Annotated in this window: 13 protein-coding genes; 1 reads left to right on the forward strand and 12 read right to left on the reverse strand. The window is 70.5% G+C overall.

Annotated features, from left to right (window positions below):
• Positions 1-34: 34 nt before the first annotated feature.
• The 11 genes from ACIGW4_RS08680 to ACIGW4_RS08730 form a co-directional block, all read right to left on the reverse strand.
• Positions 35-1549 (reverse strand): CHAD domain-containing protein, encoded by a 1515-nt coding sequence (locus ACIGW4_RS08680; RefSeq protein ID WP_398708728.1) that lies wholly within the window; start codon positions 1547-1549, stop codon positions 35-37.
• A 29-nt stretch (positions 1550-1578) separates the two neighbouring features.
• Positions 1579-2778 (reverse strand): rod shape-determining protein RodA, encoded by a 1200-nt coding sequence (gene rodA / locus ACIGW4_RS08685; protein WP_123452274.1) that lies wholly within the window; start codon positions 2776-2778, stop codon positions 1579-1581.
• Positions 2779-2782: 4 nt separating this feature from the next.
• Positions 2783-5041, reverse strand: a complete 2259-nt coding sequence (gene mrdA, locus ACIGW4_RS08690; RefSeq protein ID WP_123452276.1) for a penicillin-binding protein 2 — start codon at positions 5039-5041, stop codon at positions 2783-2785.
• Between the two features lie 66 nt (positions 5042-5107).
• Complete coding sequence (gene mreD / locus ACIGW4_RS08695; RefSeq protein ID WP_123452278.1) at positions 5108-5776, reverse strand: rod shape-determining protein MreD; 669 nt, start codon at positions 5774-5776, stop codon at positions 5108-5110.
• The gene (gene mreC, locus ACIGW4_RS08700; RefSeq protein WP_359587582.1) at positions 5773-6750 is read right to left on the reverse strand and encodes a rod shape-determining protein MreC; all 978 of its coding nucleotides are present in this window, start codon (positions 6748-6750) and stop codon (positions 5773-5775) included. The genes mreD and mreC overlap by 4 nt, the downstream gene beginning before the upstream one ends.
• A 62-nt stretch (positions 6751-6812) precedes the next feature.
• A complete protein-coding gene (locus ACIGW4_RS08705; protein ID WP_017239313.1) occupies positions 6813-7832 on the reverse strand; it encodes a rod shape-determining protein in 1020 nt (339 codons plus the stop codon).
• Positions 7833-8055: 223 nt separating this feature from the next.
• On the reverse strand, positions 8056-8469 hold the full coding sequence (gene ndk, locus ACIGW4_RS08710; protein WP_093876112.1) for a nucleoside-diphosphate kinase: 414 nt from the start codon (positions 8467-8469) through the stop codon (positions 8056-8058).
• 66 nt (positions 8470-8535) lie between these two features.
• The gene (locus ACIGW4_RS08715) at positions 8536-8892 is read right to left on the reverse strand and encodes a DUF4233 domain-containing protein (protein ID WP_123452282.1); all 357 of its coding nucleotides are present in this window, start codon (positions 8890-8892) and stop codon (positions 8536-8538) included.
• 5 nt (positions 8893-8897) lie between these two features.
• Positions 8898-10397 carry a folylpolyglutamate synthase/dihydrofolate synthase family protein gene (locus ACIGW4_RS08720; protein WP_123452284.1) on the reverse strand — a complete coding sequence of 500 codons (1500 nt, stop codon included), beginning with the start codon at positions 10395-10397 and terminating at the stop codon, positions 8898-8900.
• Between the two features lie 9 nt (positions 10398-10406).
• On the reverse strand, positions 10407-11606 hold the full coding sequence (locus tag ACIGW4_RS08725; protein WP_399579305.1) for a sensor histidine kinase: 1200 nt from the start codon (positions 11604-11606) through the stop codon (positions 10407-10409).
• A 155-nt stretch (positions 11607-11761) separates the two neighbouring features.
• Positions 11762-14383: a valine--tRNA ligase gene (locus tag ACIGW4_RS08730; protein ID WP_123452285.1), complete on the reverse strand. Its 2622-nt coding sequence runs from the start codon at positions 14381-14383 to the stop codon at positions 11762-11764.
• Positions 14384-14521: 138 nt separating this feature from the next.
• Here ACIGW4_RS08730 and ACIGW4_RS08735 point away from each other — a divergent pair, with 138 nt between their 5' ends.
• A complete protein-coding gene (locus tag ACIGW4_RS08735; RefSeq protein ID WP_359587579.1) occupies positions 14522-15475 on the forward strand; it encodes a hypothetical protein in 954 nt (317 codons plus the stop codon).
• A 70-nt stretch (positions 15476-15545) separates the two neighbouring features.
• On the opposite strand, the gene clpX is transcribed toward ACIGW4_RS08735, so the two are convergent.
• Positions 15546-16829, reverse strand: a complete 1284-nt coding sequence (clpX, locus tag ACIGW4_RS08740; protein ID WP_015033605.1) for an ATP-dependent Clp protease ATP-binding subunit ClpX — start codon at positions 16827-16829, stop codon at positions 15546-15548.
• Positions 16830-16966 lie beyond the last annotated feature (137 nt).

The raw sequence follows: 16966 nt of genomic DNA on the forward strand, positions 1-16966 counted from the left end.
GGCAGGGGGGCGACTCTCAAGCGTACCCCGGTGCTCAGCGGGTCAGAGCCGCCGTGAGCTTCGGGGCCGAGGCGCGGGCCCAGACCCCGGGCAGTTCCCGCTCGGCCGCGTCGGCCGCCGCCTCCTCCCGGCCGTACAGGAGTCCCCAGGTGAAGGCCGATTCGCCGACGCCGTGGGCCATGATCCCGAACTCCCGGAGGGCGGCCCGGGCGACGACGGCGTCCTGGTGCTCGCCGAGGAGGGACTGGACGGCCTTGACGCGTTTCGAGAGCCGCTTGGCGGGTTTGCCGAGGGTGGGGCGGGCCGCGTCGGCGGCGTAGCGGGCGCGTTTGGCGGCCTTGCGGGCCTCGTGGAGGGCGAGGTCGCGCTCGTGGCCGGGGGTGAGGGAGAGGGCGTGTTCGATCCGGGTGCCGAGCCGGTCGTGGTCCTTGCGGACGGCGCGGGCGAGGACCGGGCGGGCGTCGCGGTGGGCGGCCTTGCGCAGCGGCGGGTCGGCGAGGAGTGCGTCGAGGGTGTCGAGGAGGGTGAGGTAGCGGGCGGAGTCGAGGGCGGAGAGGGCCTGGTGCCGGGCGTTCCTGGCGAGGGCGGCGTCCCGGCGGCGCAGCCGGGCCTCGACGGGGCCGAGGGTGAGGGCGGGGGGCAGGTCGGCGACGCGGGCGCGCAGGCGGGCGTCGAGGACCTCCTGGTCGCGGGCGACGCCGAGCTCTCCGGCGAGCCATTTCAGCTCGTCGCCGACGGGGCCGGTGACGTGCCGGTCGAGGACCTTGCGGTAGGTCTTGAAGGCGCTGCGCATCCGGCGGCAGGCGACCCGCATCCGGTGGACGGCGTCGGGCAGGTCGCGGCGTACGGCGGGGTCGAGGGCGACGATCGCGTCGGCCTGTTCGCGTACGTAGGCGAGGACGGCGGCGCCCGCGGTGCCGGGCTTCCCGGCGGTGGGGGCCGCCTGGGGCTCCGAGCCGGTCTCCGTGAGGGCGCGGGCGAGTTTGGACGGGGACGTGGAGGGGTGGATGCCGGCCTTGCGGAGGCGTTTCTCGACGGCGTCGAGGAGGGCGGGGTCGATGTCGTCCGCGAGTTCGACCTCGATCTCGGTCCAGGTGGCGACCGCGCCTTCGGGCAGGCGTTCGGCGTGGACGGTATCGACGGAGAGTTCGGCGAGGAGGGCGCCGTCGGCGTCGAGGAGGTGGCGGACGTCACGCGCGGAGCGGAGGCGGACGGCGGGGACGACCTCGGCGTCGCGGACGCGGGAGCGCAGGAGCTCCGCGAGCTCGCCCGGCAGGGTGTCGCTCAGCGGGGCCCTGATCTCGTCGCGGACTCCGGCGGCGACGGGGAACTTCACGTGCCAGCCGGCGTCGCTTCCGCCGGTGCGGCGGCGGAGGGTGACCCCGTCGGCCGCCAGCCGGAGGTCCGGGGTGTCGTGGTAGACGGCGTCGAGTTCCATGACGCCCCGGTCCACGACCTCGGAGACGCCGGGGACGCGGGAGAGGTCCGGCACCGGAGTCTCCCCGGTGGCTTCGTACTTCCGCTCGATCTCGCGTTTCGTCTCGGCCATACCCCGAATCTAACCGCCTCCCGCCACCCTCATGCGGTCATCGGGCGTTGTACGCGGATCGACTGGAGCAGTCCGATGGCCACCCACACGGCGAACATCGACGAGCCTCCGTAGGAGACGAACGGCAGCGGGAGGCCGGCGACCGGCATGATGCCGAGCGTCATGCCGATGTTCTCGAAGGACTGGAAGGCGAACCAGGCGATGATGCCGGCCGCGACGATCGTGCCGTAGAGCTCGGTGGTCTCGCGGGCGATCCGGCAGGAGCGCCAGAGGATGACGCCGAGGAGGACGAGGATCAGGCCGGCGCCGACGAAGCCGAGTTCCTCGCCGGCCACCGTGAAGACGAAGTCGGTCTGCTGTTCGGGGACGAACTGGCCGGTGGTCTGCGAGCCCTTGAAGAGGCCCGCGCCGAGGAGGCCGCCGGAGCCGATGGCGATGCGGGCCTGGTTGGTGTTGTAGCCGACGCCGGCGGGGTCGAGGTCGGGATTGGCGAAGGCGGCGAAGCGGTTGATCTGGTACTCGTCGAGCATGCCGAGGGCGGTGACGAGGAACGCGCCGACGACGCCGGCGCCGATGAGGCCGAGGACCCAGCGGTTGGAGGCGCCGGAGGCGAGCAGCACGCCGAGCACGATGACCGCCATGACCATGACCGAGCCGAGGTCGGGCATCAGCATGACGATGCCCATGGGGAGGGCGGCCAGGGCGAGGGACTTGGCGACGGTGCGGTGGTCGGGGTGGAGCTGGTCGCCGGCGTCGACCTTGGCGGCGAGGAGCACCGCCATGATCAGGATGATCGTGATCTTCACGAACTCGCTGGGCTGGAGGGAGAAGCCGCCGCCGATGACGATCCACGCGTGGGCGCCGTTGATGGTGGCGCCGAGCGGGGTGAGGACGGCGAGGATCAGCACGATCGAGAGGCCGTAGAGGATCGGCACCGCGCCGCGCAGGGTGCGGTGGCCGAGCCAGATCGTGCCGATCATCAGGGCGAGGCCGATGCCGGTGTTGAGCAGGTGCCGGAAGAGGAAGTAGTACGGGTCGCCCTGGTTGAGCTCGGTGCGGCCGCGGGTGGCGGACCAGACGAGCAGCGAGCCGACGCCGGAGAGGGCGAGCGCCGAGAGCAGTATCGGCCAGTCGAGCCGGCGGAGCACCGAGTCGCGGGCGGTCAGCCTGGCGAGGGTGCCGCGCTCGGGTGCGTACCGGGAGACGGAGAAGCCGTGGGGTGCGGTCATCGGTTCAGAGCCTCCCGCGGGTGGCGGGCGGGCCCGCCAACTGCTGGTCGTCGTCCGGCTTCCGGGTGGGGGGCGTCGTGGGGTCGGCCGGCGGGGCCGGCGGCTGGGCGCCGTCGACCTGCTGCTTCGTCTCGTCGACCTTCTGCGCCTCCGGGTCGTACGGCTTGATCTTCGGCGCGTCGATGGAGCCGTCGGCCTCGATCTTCGGGAGGGACTTCTGGGGCTGCGGCAGCAGGGCCCGCTTGAGGTCCTGGTTGCCGGCGTCGTCGAGTCCGTAGAGCGCGTCGTAGATGTTGCGCACGGCGGGGCCGGAGGCGCCGGAGCCGGTACCACCCTGGGAGATCGTCATGACGATCGCGTAGTCCTTGGTGTACGTGGCGAACCAGGAGGTCGTCTGCTTGCCGTAGACCTCGGCGGTACCCGTCTTGGCGTGCATCGGGATCTTGTCCTGCGGCCAGCCGACCTGGGCGAAACGCCAGGCGGCGGTACCGCGGGTGGCGACTCCCGCGAGGGCTTCGTCTATCAAGTTGCGGGTGGCGGCGTCGAAGGGGAGCCTGCCGTGCGACTTGGGCGCGATCTCCTTCACCTTCTTGCCGTCGGGGCTGACGACGGCCTTGCCGACGGTGGGGTTCCACAGGGTGCCGCCGTTGGAGATGGCGGCGTAGATGGTGGCCATCTGGATGGGGGTGACGAGGGTGTCGCCCTGTCCGATGGAGTAGTTGACGGAGTCACCGGCGCGCATCAGGTTGCCCTCCAGGCAGTTCTCGTACGAGAGCTGCTGGACGTAGGTGCCGCCCTTCTTGCCGTACTTGCACCACCAGTCCTTGTTGGCCTCCCAGAACTTCTGCTTCCACTGGCGGTCGGGGACGCGGCCGGAGACCTCGTTGGGGAGGTCGATGCCGGTCTCGGCGCCGAGACCGAACTGGTGGGCGGTCTTGTAGAACCAGTCGCCCGGGTTCTTCTTCGGCTTCATCCCGCCGTCCTTGATCCACTGCTGGTGGGCGAGGGCGTAGAAGACGGTGTCGCAGGAGACTTCGAGGGCGCGGCCGAGGCTGATGGGGCCGTGGTTCTGCGATTCGAAGTTCTTGAAGACCTGGTTGCCGATGGAGTACGAGCTGGTGCAGGGGTAGCGGCCGTCGAAGTCGTAGCCCGCGTTGACGGCGGCGGCGGTCGACACGACCTTGAAGATGGAGCCGGGGGCGGCCTGGCCCTGGATCGCCCGGTTGAGCAGCGGGAAGTTGGAGGCCTTGCCGGTGAGGGCGGCGTAGTCCTTGGCGGAGATGCCGCCGACCCAGGCGTTGGGGTCGTAGTCGGGCTGCGAGGCCATGGCGACGATCCGGCCGGTCTTCGCCTCCATGACGACGACGGCGCCGGAGTCGGCCTTGTAGTTCTCGTTGGTGTTGCGGTCGACGACCTTGCGGGCCTCGACCATCGCGTTGTGCAGCTCCCATTCGGCGACCGCCTGGACGCGGGCGTCGATGGAGGTGACGACGTTGGAGCCGGGCACGGCGGGGTCGTTCTTGGCCTGGCCGATGACGCGGCCGAGGTTGTCGACCTCGTAGCGGGTGACGCCGGCCTTGCCGCGCAGTTCCTTGTCGTACGTGCGTTCCAGGCCGGAGCGGCCCACCATGTCGGAGCGCAGGTACGGCGAGTCGGTGTCCTTGGCCTTCTCGATCTCCTCGTCGGTGACGGGCGAGAGGTAGCCGAGGACCTGGGAGGTGCGGGCCTTGCCGGGGGCCGGGTAGCGGCGGACGGCGGTGGGCTCGGCGGTGATGCCGGGGAAGTCCTCGGCGCGCTCGCGGATCTGGAGGGCCTGCTGGGTGGTGGCCTCGTCGGTGACGGGGATCGGCTGGTAGGGGGAGCCGTTCCAGCAGGGCTTGGGCGTCTTGGAGTCGCAGAGCCGGATCTTGTTGACGACGTCGACGGGCTTCATGTCGAGGACGTCGGCGAGCCGGGTGAGGACGGCCTTGCCCTTGTCCTTCATCTTCATCAGCTCGGTGCGGGACGCGGAGACCACGAGCCGGGTCTCGTTGTCGGCGAGCGGGACGCCGCGGGCGTCGAGGAGCGAGCCGCGGACGGCGGGCTGGACGACCTGCTGGACGTGGTTGTTCTTCGCCTCGTCCGTGTACTCCTTGCCGTTGCGGATCTGGAGGTACCAGAGCCGGCCCCCCAGGGTGAGGAGCAGGGAGAAGACGAGGATCTGGATGACGACGAGCCGGATCTGGACCCGTGGGGTCCGTCCGGTCTCGGGGATGTTGCTCATGCTGCCGGTGCCCCCTCGGTCACGGTCGCTGGGCTCCCTTGATGCGTCCGGTGATGCGTCCGGTCGTCACAGTCGCTTGACTCCCTTGATGCGTCCGGCGCGTGAGGCGCGGCTCCGCGCGGCCTTCACCCGCAGGCCGCCGCGCTGGGCGCCGATCCTCAGGCCGGTGCCGGAGGAGAGCCAGCCGGAGGCGACGTCGACGCCGTTGCCGCCGCCGGTGTCGGCGAGCGGGTCGTTCTCGGCGCGGCGGGCGAGGGCCATGATGAGCGGCACCGTGAAGGGCGCCAGGAGCAGGTCGTACACGGCCGCGGTGAACAGCAGGAACCCGAGGCCGACATGGCGGGCGGCGGTGTCGCCGACGAGGGCGCCCACGCCCGCGTAGAGGAGCGTGGAGCCGACGGCCGCGGCGACGACGACGGCCATGGGGCCGGTCGCCGAGGTGAGCCGGCCGTTGTCCGGCTTCGCGAGGCCCACGAGGTAGCCGATGACGCAGAGCACGAGGGCGTAGCGGCCGGCGGCGTGGTCGGCGGGCGGGGCGAGGTCGGAGAGCAGGCCGGCGGTGAAGCCGATGAGGGAGCCGCTGACGGGTCCGTACACCAGGGCGAGGCCGACGACGGTGAGGAGGACGAGGTCGGGGACGGCTCCGGGGAGCTGGAGGCGGGCGAGGACGGAGACCTGGACGACCAGGGCCACCACGATCAGGGCGGCGGAGAGGAGGATCCGATTGAGCTTCACGGTGTCGCGTCCCCCTGCTCCTGCTGTGCCTGCTGGTTCTGACCGTCGTTCGGCTTCCGCTGTCCGTCCGGTGGCGGTGGTGTGACCGTGACGGTGACGGTCGGGGCGGGCTTGGGCTTCTGCGGCAGCACCATGTCGCGCGGGTCGGAGCTCGGGGCCTGGACGACGACGCCGACGATGTCGAGCTTGGTGAAGCCGACGTACGGGCGGACGTAGACGTTGCGGGTCAGGCCGCCGCCCGACGGGTCGACGCGGACGACCTCGCCGACCGGGACGCCGGGCACGAAGGGCTTGTCGGCGCGCGAGCCGAAGGTGACGAGCCGGTCGCCGGGCTTGACCTTGGCCTTGCCGTTGAGGAGCTGGACCAGGAGGGGGCTGTCGCCCTGGCCGGTGGCGAAGCCGAGTTCGTCGCTCTTCTCCATGCGGGTGCCGACGGTGAAGTCGGGGTCGTTGGCGAGGAGGACGGTGGAGGTGGAGGGGCCGACGGTGGTGACGCGGCCGACGAGCCCGGCGCCGTTGAGCACGGTCATGTCGCGCTTGATGCCGTCGCGGGCGCCGACGTCGATGGTGACGGTCCAGGAGAAGCCCTGGGCCGCTCCTATGGCGATGACCTGGGCGCCCTTGATGCCGTACTGCCCGGCGCCGGCGGTCTTGAGCATGGCGTCGAGCTCGCGCAGCCGGTTGCGGTTGCGGTCGTCGCTGCCGAGCCTCGCCTTGAGTTCGGCGTTCTCCTTCTCCAGGGCGGCGATCCGGGTGTGGCGCTCGCCGGAGTCCCGTACCGCGCCTATGGCGTTGCCGACGGGATCGACGGCGGCCGCCACACCGTTCTCGACCGGCCCGAAGACCGCCGCTGCGGCCTGTCGGGCACCGTCGACGGGTGACTCCTGGCCGCCGCGGATGTCCACCGTGATCAGTGCGAACGCGATGGCGATCAGCAGCACCAGGAGCAGCCGGCTCTCTCGTGTGTCCCTCACGTGCGGCGGCCGTGCCTTTCCTCGTGGTTCGGTTGTTCGGCTGTTCGGTTGAACTGTCGTCGCTAGCGGCGCGGCTGGGCGTCCAGGACCTGCTGGAGGGCCTCGAACTCCTCCACGCACTTGCCGGAGCCGAGCGCCACCGAGTCCAGCGGGTCCTCGGCGATGTGGATCGGCATGCCGGTCTCGCGCCGGAGGCGCTCGTCGAGGCCGCGGAGCAGGGCGCCGCCACCCGTGAGAACGATGCCGCGGTCCATGACGTCACCGGAAAGCTCTGGCGGGCACTTGTCGAGGGTGGTCTTCACGGCGTCGACGATCGCGTTGACCGGCTCCTCGATGGCCTTGCGGACCTCGGCTGCGGAGATGACCACGGTCTTGGGCAGGCCGGAGACGAGGTCGCGGCCCCGGATCTCGGTGTGCTCGTCCTTGTCGAGGTCGTACGCGGAGCCGATGGTGATCTTGATCTGCTCGGCGGTGCGCTCGCCGAGGAGGAGGGAGTACTCCTTCTTGATGTGCTGGATGATCGCGTTGTCCAGCTCGTCGCCGGCGACCCGGATGGACTGTGCCGTGACGATTCCTCCGAGGGAGATGACGGCGACCTCGGTGGTGCCGCCGCCGATGTCGACGACCATGTTGCCGGTGGCCTCGTGGACGGGGAGGCCCGAGCCGATGGCCGCCGCCATGGGCTCCTCGATGATGTGCACCTGGCGGGCGCCGGCCTGGGTCGACGCCTCGATGACGGCGCGGCGCTCCACTCCGGTGATGCCGGAGGGCACGCAGACGACGACGCGGGGGCGGGCCAGGTAGCGGCGCTTGTGGATCTTGAGGATGAAGTAGCGGAGCATCCGCTCGGTGATCTCGAAGTCGGCGATCACGCCGTCCTTGAGCGGGCGTACGGCGACGATGTTGCCGGGGGTCCGGCCGATCATCTTCTTCGCCTCGGCGCCGACCGCGAGGATGCCCCCGGTGTTGGTGTTGATGGCGACGACTGACGGCTCGTTCAGAACGATGCCTCGACCCCTGACGTACACCAGCGTGTTGGCGGTCCCGAGGTCGACAGCCATGTCACGGCCGATGAACGACATTGAGTTCCCCTTGATTTCCCATGGCTGAGAGTGGTGCGCGTGGAGTTTTCCATCGTAGTGCCGCCCGCACGGATGCCGCGCGTTGGTCCACCTCTGTATCTGGTGACGGCAGGACGCGGCGATCCGTTCCCGGGATTGGCGTTCATATGCCTGGGGGCGACCGAATTCCTTCGGTCGCCCCACAGGGTTGTGCCGATCGACTGACGCCGGGTCAGCGGACGGCTCAGACGAGGCCGGGGAAGAAGATCTTCAGCTCGCGCGCGGCGGACTCCTCCGAGTCCGAGGCGTGGATCAGGTTCTCCCGGACGATGGTGCCGAAATCACCACGGATGGAGCCCGGCGCGGCGGCGATCGGGTCGGTCGGGCCGGCGAGCGTGCGCAGGCCCTCGATGACCCGCTCGCCCTCGACGACGAGCGCGACGACCGGACCGGACTGCATGAACCCCATCAGCGGCTCGTAGAAGGGCTTGCCCTTGTGCTCGCCGTAGTGCTGCTCCAGCGTGTCCTGGTCCAGCTCGCGCAGCTCCAGGGCGGTGATGGCCCATCCGGCCTTGCGCTCGATGCGGCCGATGATCTCGCCGATCAGGCCACGGCGGACGGCGTCGGGCTTGAGCAGGACGAGCGATCGCTGGCTCACGGGGGAACTCCTTCGGAAAAGCGTTGTGCGGGACCTCCGAGGCTACAGGGCCCGCACGTCCCGCGATTACGCAGCGTCAGGCCCTGCCGAGGCGTGTGCCGCGGCCCAGTCGGCCTTGACCTTGTCAATCCGCCGACCGTAGTGCACCGAGGCCCACCACAGACCGGCGAAGACGGCCCCGAGGAAGAACATGGTGGGGACGAAGAAGCCGCTGAGGATCAGCCCGACCTGCAGGGCCCAGCCGAGCTGCACCCCGCCCGGCCGGGTGATCATCCCGCACAGCAGCACCGAGACGACCATGGCCACGCCGCAGACCCACCAGACGGTGGACGTCGCGAGGCCGTCGTCCTTCATCGCGACGAGCCCGGCGAAGCCGATCACGAAGAACTCGCCGATGAGGGTCGAGGAACAGAGCACACGCATCGGGTTCAGCCCCTTCGCAGCAGCAGCCGGGCGTCGCCGACCGTGAAGATCGAACCGGTCACGAGGACGCCCGCGCCACCGTACTCGGCCTCTTCCTCCGCGAGGGTGATGGCCGCCTCGATGGCGTCGGGCAGCCGCGGCTCGACGACGACCCGGTCCTCGCCGAAGACCTCGACCGCGATCGCGGCGAGCGCGTCCACGTCGGTGGCCCGCGGGTTGGAGTTCGCGGTGACCACGACCTCCGCGAAGATCGGCTCGAAGGCCTCCAGGAGGCCCTTGGCGTCCTTGTCCCCGCTCGTGGAGACCACGCCGATGAGCCGGGAGAAGCCGAAGGCCTCGCTGATGCCCTCCGCCGTCGCCCGCGCGCCGTGCGGGTTGTGCGCGGCGTCCAGGATGACGGTCGGGGAGGTGCGGACGATCTCCAGGCGGCCCGGCGAGGCCACCTGGGCGAAGGCCCGGCGGACGGTGTCGACGTCCAGGGTCCTGGCGTGCTCGGCGCCGATCCCGAAGAAGGCCTCGACCGCCGCGAGCGCCACCGCGGCGTTGTGCGCCTGGTAGGCGCCGTGCAGCGGCAGGAAGATCTCCTCGTACTCGCCGCCCAGGCCCCGCAGGGTGAGGAGCTGGCCGCCGACCGCGACCTCGCGGGAGGCGACGCCGAACTCCATGCCCTCGCGGGCCACGGTCGCGTCCGCCTCGACGGCCTTCTTCAGCAGGACCTGGGCCGCGTCGACCGGCTGCTGGGCCAGGATGACGGTCGAGCCCTGCTTGATGATCCCGGACTTCTCGGTCGCGATCTCGGCGGTCGTCCCGCCGAGCCGGTCGGTGTGGTCCAGGTCGATGGGGGTGACGACGGCGACGGAGGCGTCGATGACGTTCGTCGCGTCCCAGGTGCCGCCCATGCCGACCTCGACGACCGCCACGTCGACCGGGGCGTCCGCGAAGGCGGCGTACGCCATGCCGGTGAGGACCTCGAAGAAGGAGAGCCGGTACTCCTCGCGGGCGTCGACCAGCTCCACGTACGGCTTGACGTCCTGGTACGTCTCGATGAACCGCTCGGCGGAGATCGGGGCGCCGTCCAGGCTGATCCGCTCGGTGATGGTCTGCACGTGCGGCGAGGTGTAGCGCCCGGTGCGCAGCTCGAAGGCGCCGAGCAGGGCCTCGATCATGCGGGCCGTCGACGTCTTGCCGTTGGTGCCGGTGATGTGGATCGAGGGGTACGCGCGCTGCGGCTCGCCGAGGACGTCCATCAGGGCCGCGATCCGCTTGACGGAGGGCTCCAGCTTGGTCTCGCCCCAGCGGGTGGACAGCTCGGTCTCGACCTCGCGCAGCGCCTTGTCCAGCTCGGGGTCCTCGGGGCGGCTGGGCACGGGGTCGCCCTGGGGCGGTCCGGCCTGGGCGCGCAGGGTGCGGCTGCCGGCCTCGATCACCGCCAGGTCGGGGTCGCGGTTCGTCTCGGTGTCGACGATGTCGTCGAACTGGTCATTCGGGTCGCTCGGCTCGCTCACGGACCCAGTCTACGGAGCGGTGCCGACAGGACCGCGGACCCACCCCTTTCGGGACTTTCGGTCCGCCGGGCCGTCACCGAGGCCCGCCGGCAGCGTCGCCGTCACCGCGTAGGCGCCGTCCTCCCGGCGGGCCCGCAGCGTGCCGCCCATGCTGGTGACCCGCTCCCCCATCGAGAACAGCCCGGTGCCGGTGGAGACGGGCGCCGGGTCCGGCGGGCTCTTCGGCAGCGGGTTGCGCACCTCGATCCGCAGGTCGGGCCCCTCGACCGTGACGGCGACCGTCACGGGGAGCCCCGGCGCGTGCTTGGCGGCGTTCGTCAGGCACTCCCGGACGACCCGGTGGACGGCGGCCTGCCGGAGCGGGGACAGCGCCTTGGCCTCCTCGGCGACCGTGAGCTCGACGGGGCTGCCCATGCGCTCGCTCTCCCCGGCGAGTCCGGGGAGCCCCTCGATGCCGGGCGTCGCGGCGTCCCGGTCGGCGCGGCGCACGATCGTCTCGTTGAGCATGAGGTGGGCGCGCCGGGCGGTGTCCGCGAGTTCCTCGAAGTCCTTCTGGTGGGCCTCTCCCCTGGCCCGTACGGCGAGGACCTCGGCCCGTACGGCGAGGACGGTGAGTTCGCGGCCGACCAGGTCGTGGACGTCCCGGCCGACGGAGATCCGCTCCTCCTGCACGGCCTGCCGGGCGGCGGCCTCGCGGCGCTGGCCCTCCAGGGCGCGGACGAGGTCCTGGCGGTAGGCGGCGATGCCGACGCCGGCCGCGAGGACGCCGATCGGGACGACCAGGCTGAGGAAGTCGCTGACGGTCTCGCCGTGCTCGACGGGCCAGCCGGGCGTCAGGAAGTAGCCGTACGCCACGGCGACGTACAGCAGGGTCGCGAGGACGGCGGCGCGCCGTCCCCGGTAGCGGCCGATCGAGTACAGCGCGAACTGGATCATGGTCAGTTCGTGCAGCCAGCCCATCAGGCCGAGCGCCACGGCGTACGGGAGCCACGGCAGCCGCCGCCGGAGCACCAGCGTGGCCGCCCCGCCCGCGAGGACGAGGGTGGCGGTGATCCCAGTGAGGGAGTTGTCGGCGCGGGCGAGTCCCGGCACGTCCAGGAGCATCAGGCCGAAGGCGAAGAGCGCGGCGACGACGTCGAGGGCGCGGGGCGAGCCGGCCCACCGGTCCACGCGGCGGCGGAGCGCGGGGAGGGCGGGGAGGCGGGTCATGTCCTCCATCATCCCGGGTCTTTCGTCCCGGACTTCTGGACTTCGGTCACAAGTCGCGTGATGTCACCCACAAACGGACAAAGTCGTCACCGTGAACGGCCGAAAGCGAAGGGCCCGGAACCGCTTCGCGCGGTTCCGGGCCCCTTCGTCGCTTCCTAGGCCTGCGGCAGGTTCGCCAGCTGGGCCTGGATGCGGGCGATGTCCTCGTCCGCCTTGGCGAGGCGGGTGCGGATCTTGTCGACCACGTTGTCCGGGGCCTTGGCGAGGAAGGCCTCGTTGCCGAGCTTGCCCTCGGCCTGGGCCTTCTCCTTCTCCGCCGCCGCGAGGTCCTTCGCGAGGCGCTTGCGCTCGGCGGCGACGTCGATCGTGCCCGAGAGGTCGAGCGCGACGGTGGCACCGGCGACCGGCAGGGAGGCGGTGGCGGAGAAGCCCTCGCCCTCCGGCTGGAGGCGCAGCAGCTGGCGGATGGCGGCCTCGTGCGCGGCGAGCGGGGTGCCGTCGAGCTCCAGGCGGGCCGGGACCTTCTGGCCGGGCTGGAGGCCCTGGTCGGCGCGGAAGCGACGGACCTCGGTGACCACCTGCTGGAGGTTCTCGATCTCGGCCTCGGCGGCGTCGTCGCGGAAGCCGCTGTCCTTCGGCCACTCGGCGATGACCAGGGACTCGCGTCCGGTCAGCGTGGTCCACAGGGCCTCGGTGACGAACGGGACGATCGGGTGCAGCAGGCGCAGCATGACGTCCAGGACCTCGCCGAGGACCCGGCCGGAGACCTTGGCCTGCTCGCCGCCGGCGAAGAACGTGGTCTTGGACAGCTCGACGTACCAGTCGAAGACCTCGTCCCACGCGAAGTGGTAGAGCGCGTCGCTGAGCTTCGCGAACTGGTAGTCCTCGTAGTACGCGTCGACCTGGGCGACCGTCTTGTTGAGGCGGGACAGGATCCAGCGGTCGGTCGCCGACAGCTGCTCGACCGGGGGCAGTTCGCCCTCGATCGTCGCGCCGTTCATCAGGGCGAAGCGGGTGGCGTTCCAGATCTTGTTGGCGAAGTTCCGGGAGGCCTTGACCCAGTCCTCGCCGATCGGGACGTCGACGCCCGGGTTGGCGCCGTTGGCCAGGGTGAAGCGGACGGCGTCGGAGCCGTACTGGTCCATCCAGTCCAGCGGGTTGACGACGTTGCCGAAGGACTTCGACATCTTCTTGCCGTTCTGGTCACGGACCATGCCGTGCAGGGCGATGGTGTGGAACGGCGGGGTGCCGTCCATCGCGTACAGACCGAACATCATCATCCGGGCGACCCAGAAGAAGAGGATGTCGTAGCCGGTGACCAGGACGGAGTTCGGGTAGAACTTCTCGAGGCTCTCGGTCCGCTCGGGCCAGCCGAGCGTGGAGAACGGCCACAGGCCGGAGGAGAACCAGGTGTCCAGGACGTCCGTGTCCTGGTGCCAGCCCTCGCCCGTCGGCGGCTGCTCGTCGGGTCCGACGCAGACGACCTCGCCGTTCGGGCCGTACCAGACGGGGATGCGGTGGCCCCACCACAGCTGGCGCGAGATGCACCAGTCGTGCAGGTTGTCGACCCAGTCGAAGTACCGCTTCTCCATCTCCTGCGGGTGGATCTTGACCTTGCCGTCGCGGACCGCGTCGCCGGCGGCCTTCGCGAGCGGGCCGACCTTGACCCACCACTGCATCGACAGGCGCGGCTCGATGGTGGTCTTGCAGCGCGAGCAGTGGCCGACGGAGTGGACGTACGGACGCTTCTCGGCGACGATCCGGCCCTCGGCGCGCAGGGCGGCGACGATGGCGGAGCGGGCCTCCAGGCGGTCCAGGCCCTGGAAGGGGCCGTGGACGGTGATGACCGCGCGCTCGTCCATGACGGCGAGGTTCGGCAGGTCGTGGCGCTGGCCGATCTCGAAGTCGTTCGGGTCGTGCGCCGGGGTCACCTTGACGGCGCCGGTGCCGAACTCGGGGTCGACGTGGGTGTCGGCGACGACCGGGATCGTACGGTCCGTCAGCGGCAGCTTGATCTGCTTGCCGACCAGGTGCTTGTAGCGCTCGTCGTCGGGGTGGACGGCGACGGCCGTGTCGCCGAGCATCGTCTCGGCGCGGGTGGTGGCGACGACCAGGGAGTCCTCGCCCTCGCCGTAGCGGATGGAGACGAGCTCGCCCTCGTCGTCCTGGTACTCGACCTCGATGTCCGAGATGGCCGTCAGACAGCGGGGGCACCAGTTGATGATGCGCTCGGCGCGGTAGATCAGCTCGTCGTCGTAGAGCTTCTTGAAGATGGTCTGGACGGCCTGGGACAGGCCCTCGTCCATGGTGAAGCGCTCACGGGACCAGGCGACGCCGTCGCCCAGGCGCTTCATCTGGCCGGAGATCTGACCACCGGACTCGGCCTTCCACTGCCAGACGCGCTCGACGAACGCCTCGCGGCCCAGGTCGTGGCGGGACTTGCCCTCCTTGGCGAGCTCGCGCTCGACGACGTTCTGGGTGGCGATGCCGGCGTGGTCCATGCCGGGCTGCCACAGCGTCTCGAAGCCCTGCATGCGCTTGCGGCGGGTGAGGGCGTCGATCAGCGTGTGCTCGAAGGCGTGGCCCAGGTGGAGCGAACCGGTGACGTTCGGCGGCGGGATGACGATGGTGTACGGCGGCTTCTCGCTCTTCGCGTCCGCCTCGAAGTACCCGCGCTCCACCCAGCGCTCGTACAGCGGCCCCTCTACCTCGGCCGGCGCGTACTGGGTCGGCAGTTCGGTGGTGGGCGCTGTCTGCTGCTGAGTGTTCTCGGTCACGGGGCCAGTTTAGGGGTGTCGCGGTCCTGTCCTGAAACGCGATTGTTCGGTAACGGTGTGGCCCCCGCCGCACCTGCGGCTCCTCGGTTCCGACAGGATGTTCGCTACGCATAAACATCCTGTGAGGGGAACCTGTCGATGAGCTACAACCAGCCGGGCCCGTACGGCGGCCAGCAGCCCGGTCCCTACGGCCAGCCGGGCCCGTACGGCCAGCCGCCGCAGCAGCCGGGCCCCTACGGCCAGCCGCCGCAGGCTCCGCAGCCGGGTTACGGATACCCCCAGCAGGCCCCGCAGGGCGTCCCGCCGCAGCAGCCCCCCTACGGCTACCCCCAGCAGCCCCCGCAGCCCGGCCCCTACGGCCAGCAGCCCCCGTACGGCGCCCCGCAGGGCCCCGGCGGCTACGTGCCCCACCCCCCGGCCCCGAAGAAGTCCAAGGCGGGCTGGATCATCGGCGCGGTCGCGGTGGTCGCGGCGATCGGCGTGACCGCGTACTTCGTGCTGGGCGGCGGCGGCGCCTCGGTCGCGGACGACGGCCCGCACAAGCTGATCACGCCGGAGACGGTGCTGGGCGAGTACAAGAAGGGCCCCGACAAGGGCAAGTCGAGCGGCGACGACTCCCTCAAGGAGGCCGAGCAGAACGGCGTCAAGAACGCCCAGCAGGTCAAGGCCTCCTACCAGGTGGAGAACAAGGCCAACCCGCTCGCGGCCAAGATGCTCTCCTTCAACGGTCTGTACGGCGAGATCGAGGACCCCGAGAAGGTCGTCGACTCCATCTTCGCCAGCGCCAAGGCCGAGGCCGACAAGGACGCCGGCAAGGGCGACGCGCCGCAGCTGGAGGGCAGCCCCCAGGCGTACACGCCCGCCGACCTCGACGGCGCGGTCCTGAAGTGCCAGCAGGCCAAGACGAAGGCCGACGCGTCCACCGGCGCGCCCGCGTTCTCCATCCCGATGTGCGTGTGGGCCGACCACAGCACCGTGGGCTTCGTCGTCCCGGTCGACATGGCCTCGATGATGGCGGGCAAGGGCGGCTCCCTCGAGGACGCCGCCGCCACCACCGCCAAGCTCCGCAAGGAAGTCCGCGTCAAGGCCTGATCCTCGGCCCGCACACGGAGAAGGGGGCGCCCCGCCGGCCGGCGGGGCGCCCCCTTCATGTCCGTGCGGCTCAGGCCGACTTCTCGTGCCTGCCGTCGTTCTTCACGATCCGCGGGACCAGCGTCGGGTTGACGTTGTTGCGGACGACGTCGGCCGTGATGACCACGCGGGCCACGTCCTTGCGGGACGGGACCTCGTACATCACCGACTGGAGGACCTCCTCCATGATGGCGCGCAGGCCGCGCGCGCCGGTGCCGCGGAGGATCGCCTGGTCGGCGATGGCCTCCAGGGCCGGGCGGTCGAAGTCCAGTTCCACGCCGTCGAGTTCGAAGAGGCGCTGGTACTGCTTCACCAGTGCGTTGCGCGGCTCGACCAGGATCTGGAGGAGCGCCTCGCGGTCCAGGTTGTGGACGGAGGTGAGGACGGGGAGACGGCCGATGAACTCGGGGATCATCCCGAACTTCACCAGGTCCTCCGGCATGACCTCCTGGAACTGGTCGCTCGCCTCGATCTCGCGCTTGGAGCGGATGGTCGCCCCGAAGCCGATGCCCTTGGCGCCCGCCCGCGACTCGATGATCTTCTCCAGGCCGGCGAAGGCGCCGCCCACGATGAAGAGCACGTTCGTCGTGTCGATCTGGATGAACTCCTGGTGCGGGTGCTTCCGGCCGCCCTGCGGCGGGACGGAGGCCGTCGTGCCCTCCAGGATCTTGAGGAGCGCCTGCTGCACGCCCTCGCCGCTCACGTCACGCGTGATCGACGGGTTTTCGCTCTTACGGGCGACCTTGTCGATCTCGTCGATGTAGATGATCCCGGTCTCGGCCTTCTTGACGTCGTAGTCGGCCGCCTGGATCAGCTTCAGCAGGATGTTCTCGACGTCCTCGCCGACGTAGCCGGCCTCCGTCAGCGCCGTCGCGTCGGCGATGGCGAACGGGACGTTGAGCATGCGGGCCAGGGTCTGCGCGAGCAGCGTCTTGCCCGAGCCCGTGGGGCCGAGCAGCAGGATGTTGGACTTCGCCAGTTCGATGGCGTCGTCACGGCCCTGCGCGCCGCCGTTCTCGCCGGCCTGGACGCGCTTGTAGTGGTTGTACACCGCGACCGAGAGGGCCTTCTTCGCGGGCTCCTGCCCGACGACGTACCCCTCGAGGAACTCGTAGATCTCGCGGGGCTTGGGGAGTTCCTCCCAGCGCACCTCGCTCGTCTCCGCGAGTTCTTCCTCGATGATCTCGTTGCAGAGGTCGATGCACTCGTCGCAGATGTACACACCGGGTCCCGCGATGAGCTTCTTCACCTGCTTCTGGCTCTTTCCGCAGAACGAGCACTTGAGCAGATCGCCGCCATCACCGATGCGTGCCACGAGGTGCTTCCCCTTCGCCTGGGAGCGCTTGGTTCAGCGACTCCTGGTGCCTCATATTCGACGGTACCTTGCCGGGCCCCCCGTTCGGGCCCCCCTTGGCACGGTTCACATGGTCGCGATTCGGCCACAGAGGCCGT

Source organism: Streptomyces sp. NPDC053513 (assembly GCF_044544765.1).
In the GTDB taxonomy this organism is placed as follows: Bacteria; Actinomycetota; Actinomycetes; order Streptomycetales; family Streptomycetaceae; genus Streptomyces; species Streptomyces litmocidini.

Bases quoted from the DNA above. Each gene is read 5' to 3' on its own strand.
- ACIGW4_RS08680 (WP_398708728.1), bottom strand. From the start codon at position 1,549: ATGGCCGAGACGAAACGCGAGATCGAGCGGAAGTACGAAGCCACCGGG.
- rodA (WP_123452274.1), bottom strand. From the start codon at position 2,778: ATGACCGCACCCCACGGCTTCTCCGTCTCCCGGTACGCACCCGAGCGC.
- mrdA (WP_123452276.1), bottom strand. From the start codon at position 5,041: ATGAGCAACATCCCCGAGACCGGACGGACCCCACGGGTCCAGATCCGG.
- ACIGW4_RS08705 (WP_017239313.1), bottom strand. From the start codon at position 7,832: ATGTCGTTCATCGGCCGTGACATGGCTGTCGACCTCGGGACCGCCAAC.
- ACIGW4_RS08715 (WP_123452282.1), bottom strand. From the start codon at position 8,892: ATGCGTGTGCTCTGTTCCTCGACCCTCATCGGCGAGTTCTTCGTGATC.
- ACIGW4_RS08725 (WP_399579305.1), bottom strand. From the start codon at position 11,606: ATGACCCGCCTCCCCGCCCTCCCCGCGCTCCGCCGCCGCGTGGACCGG.
- ACIGW4_RS08735 (WP_359587579.1), top strand. From the start codon at position 14,522: ATGAGCTACAACCAGCCGGGCCCGTACGGCGGCCAGCAGCCCGGTCCC.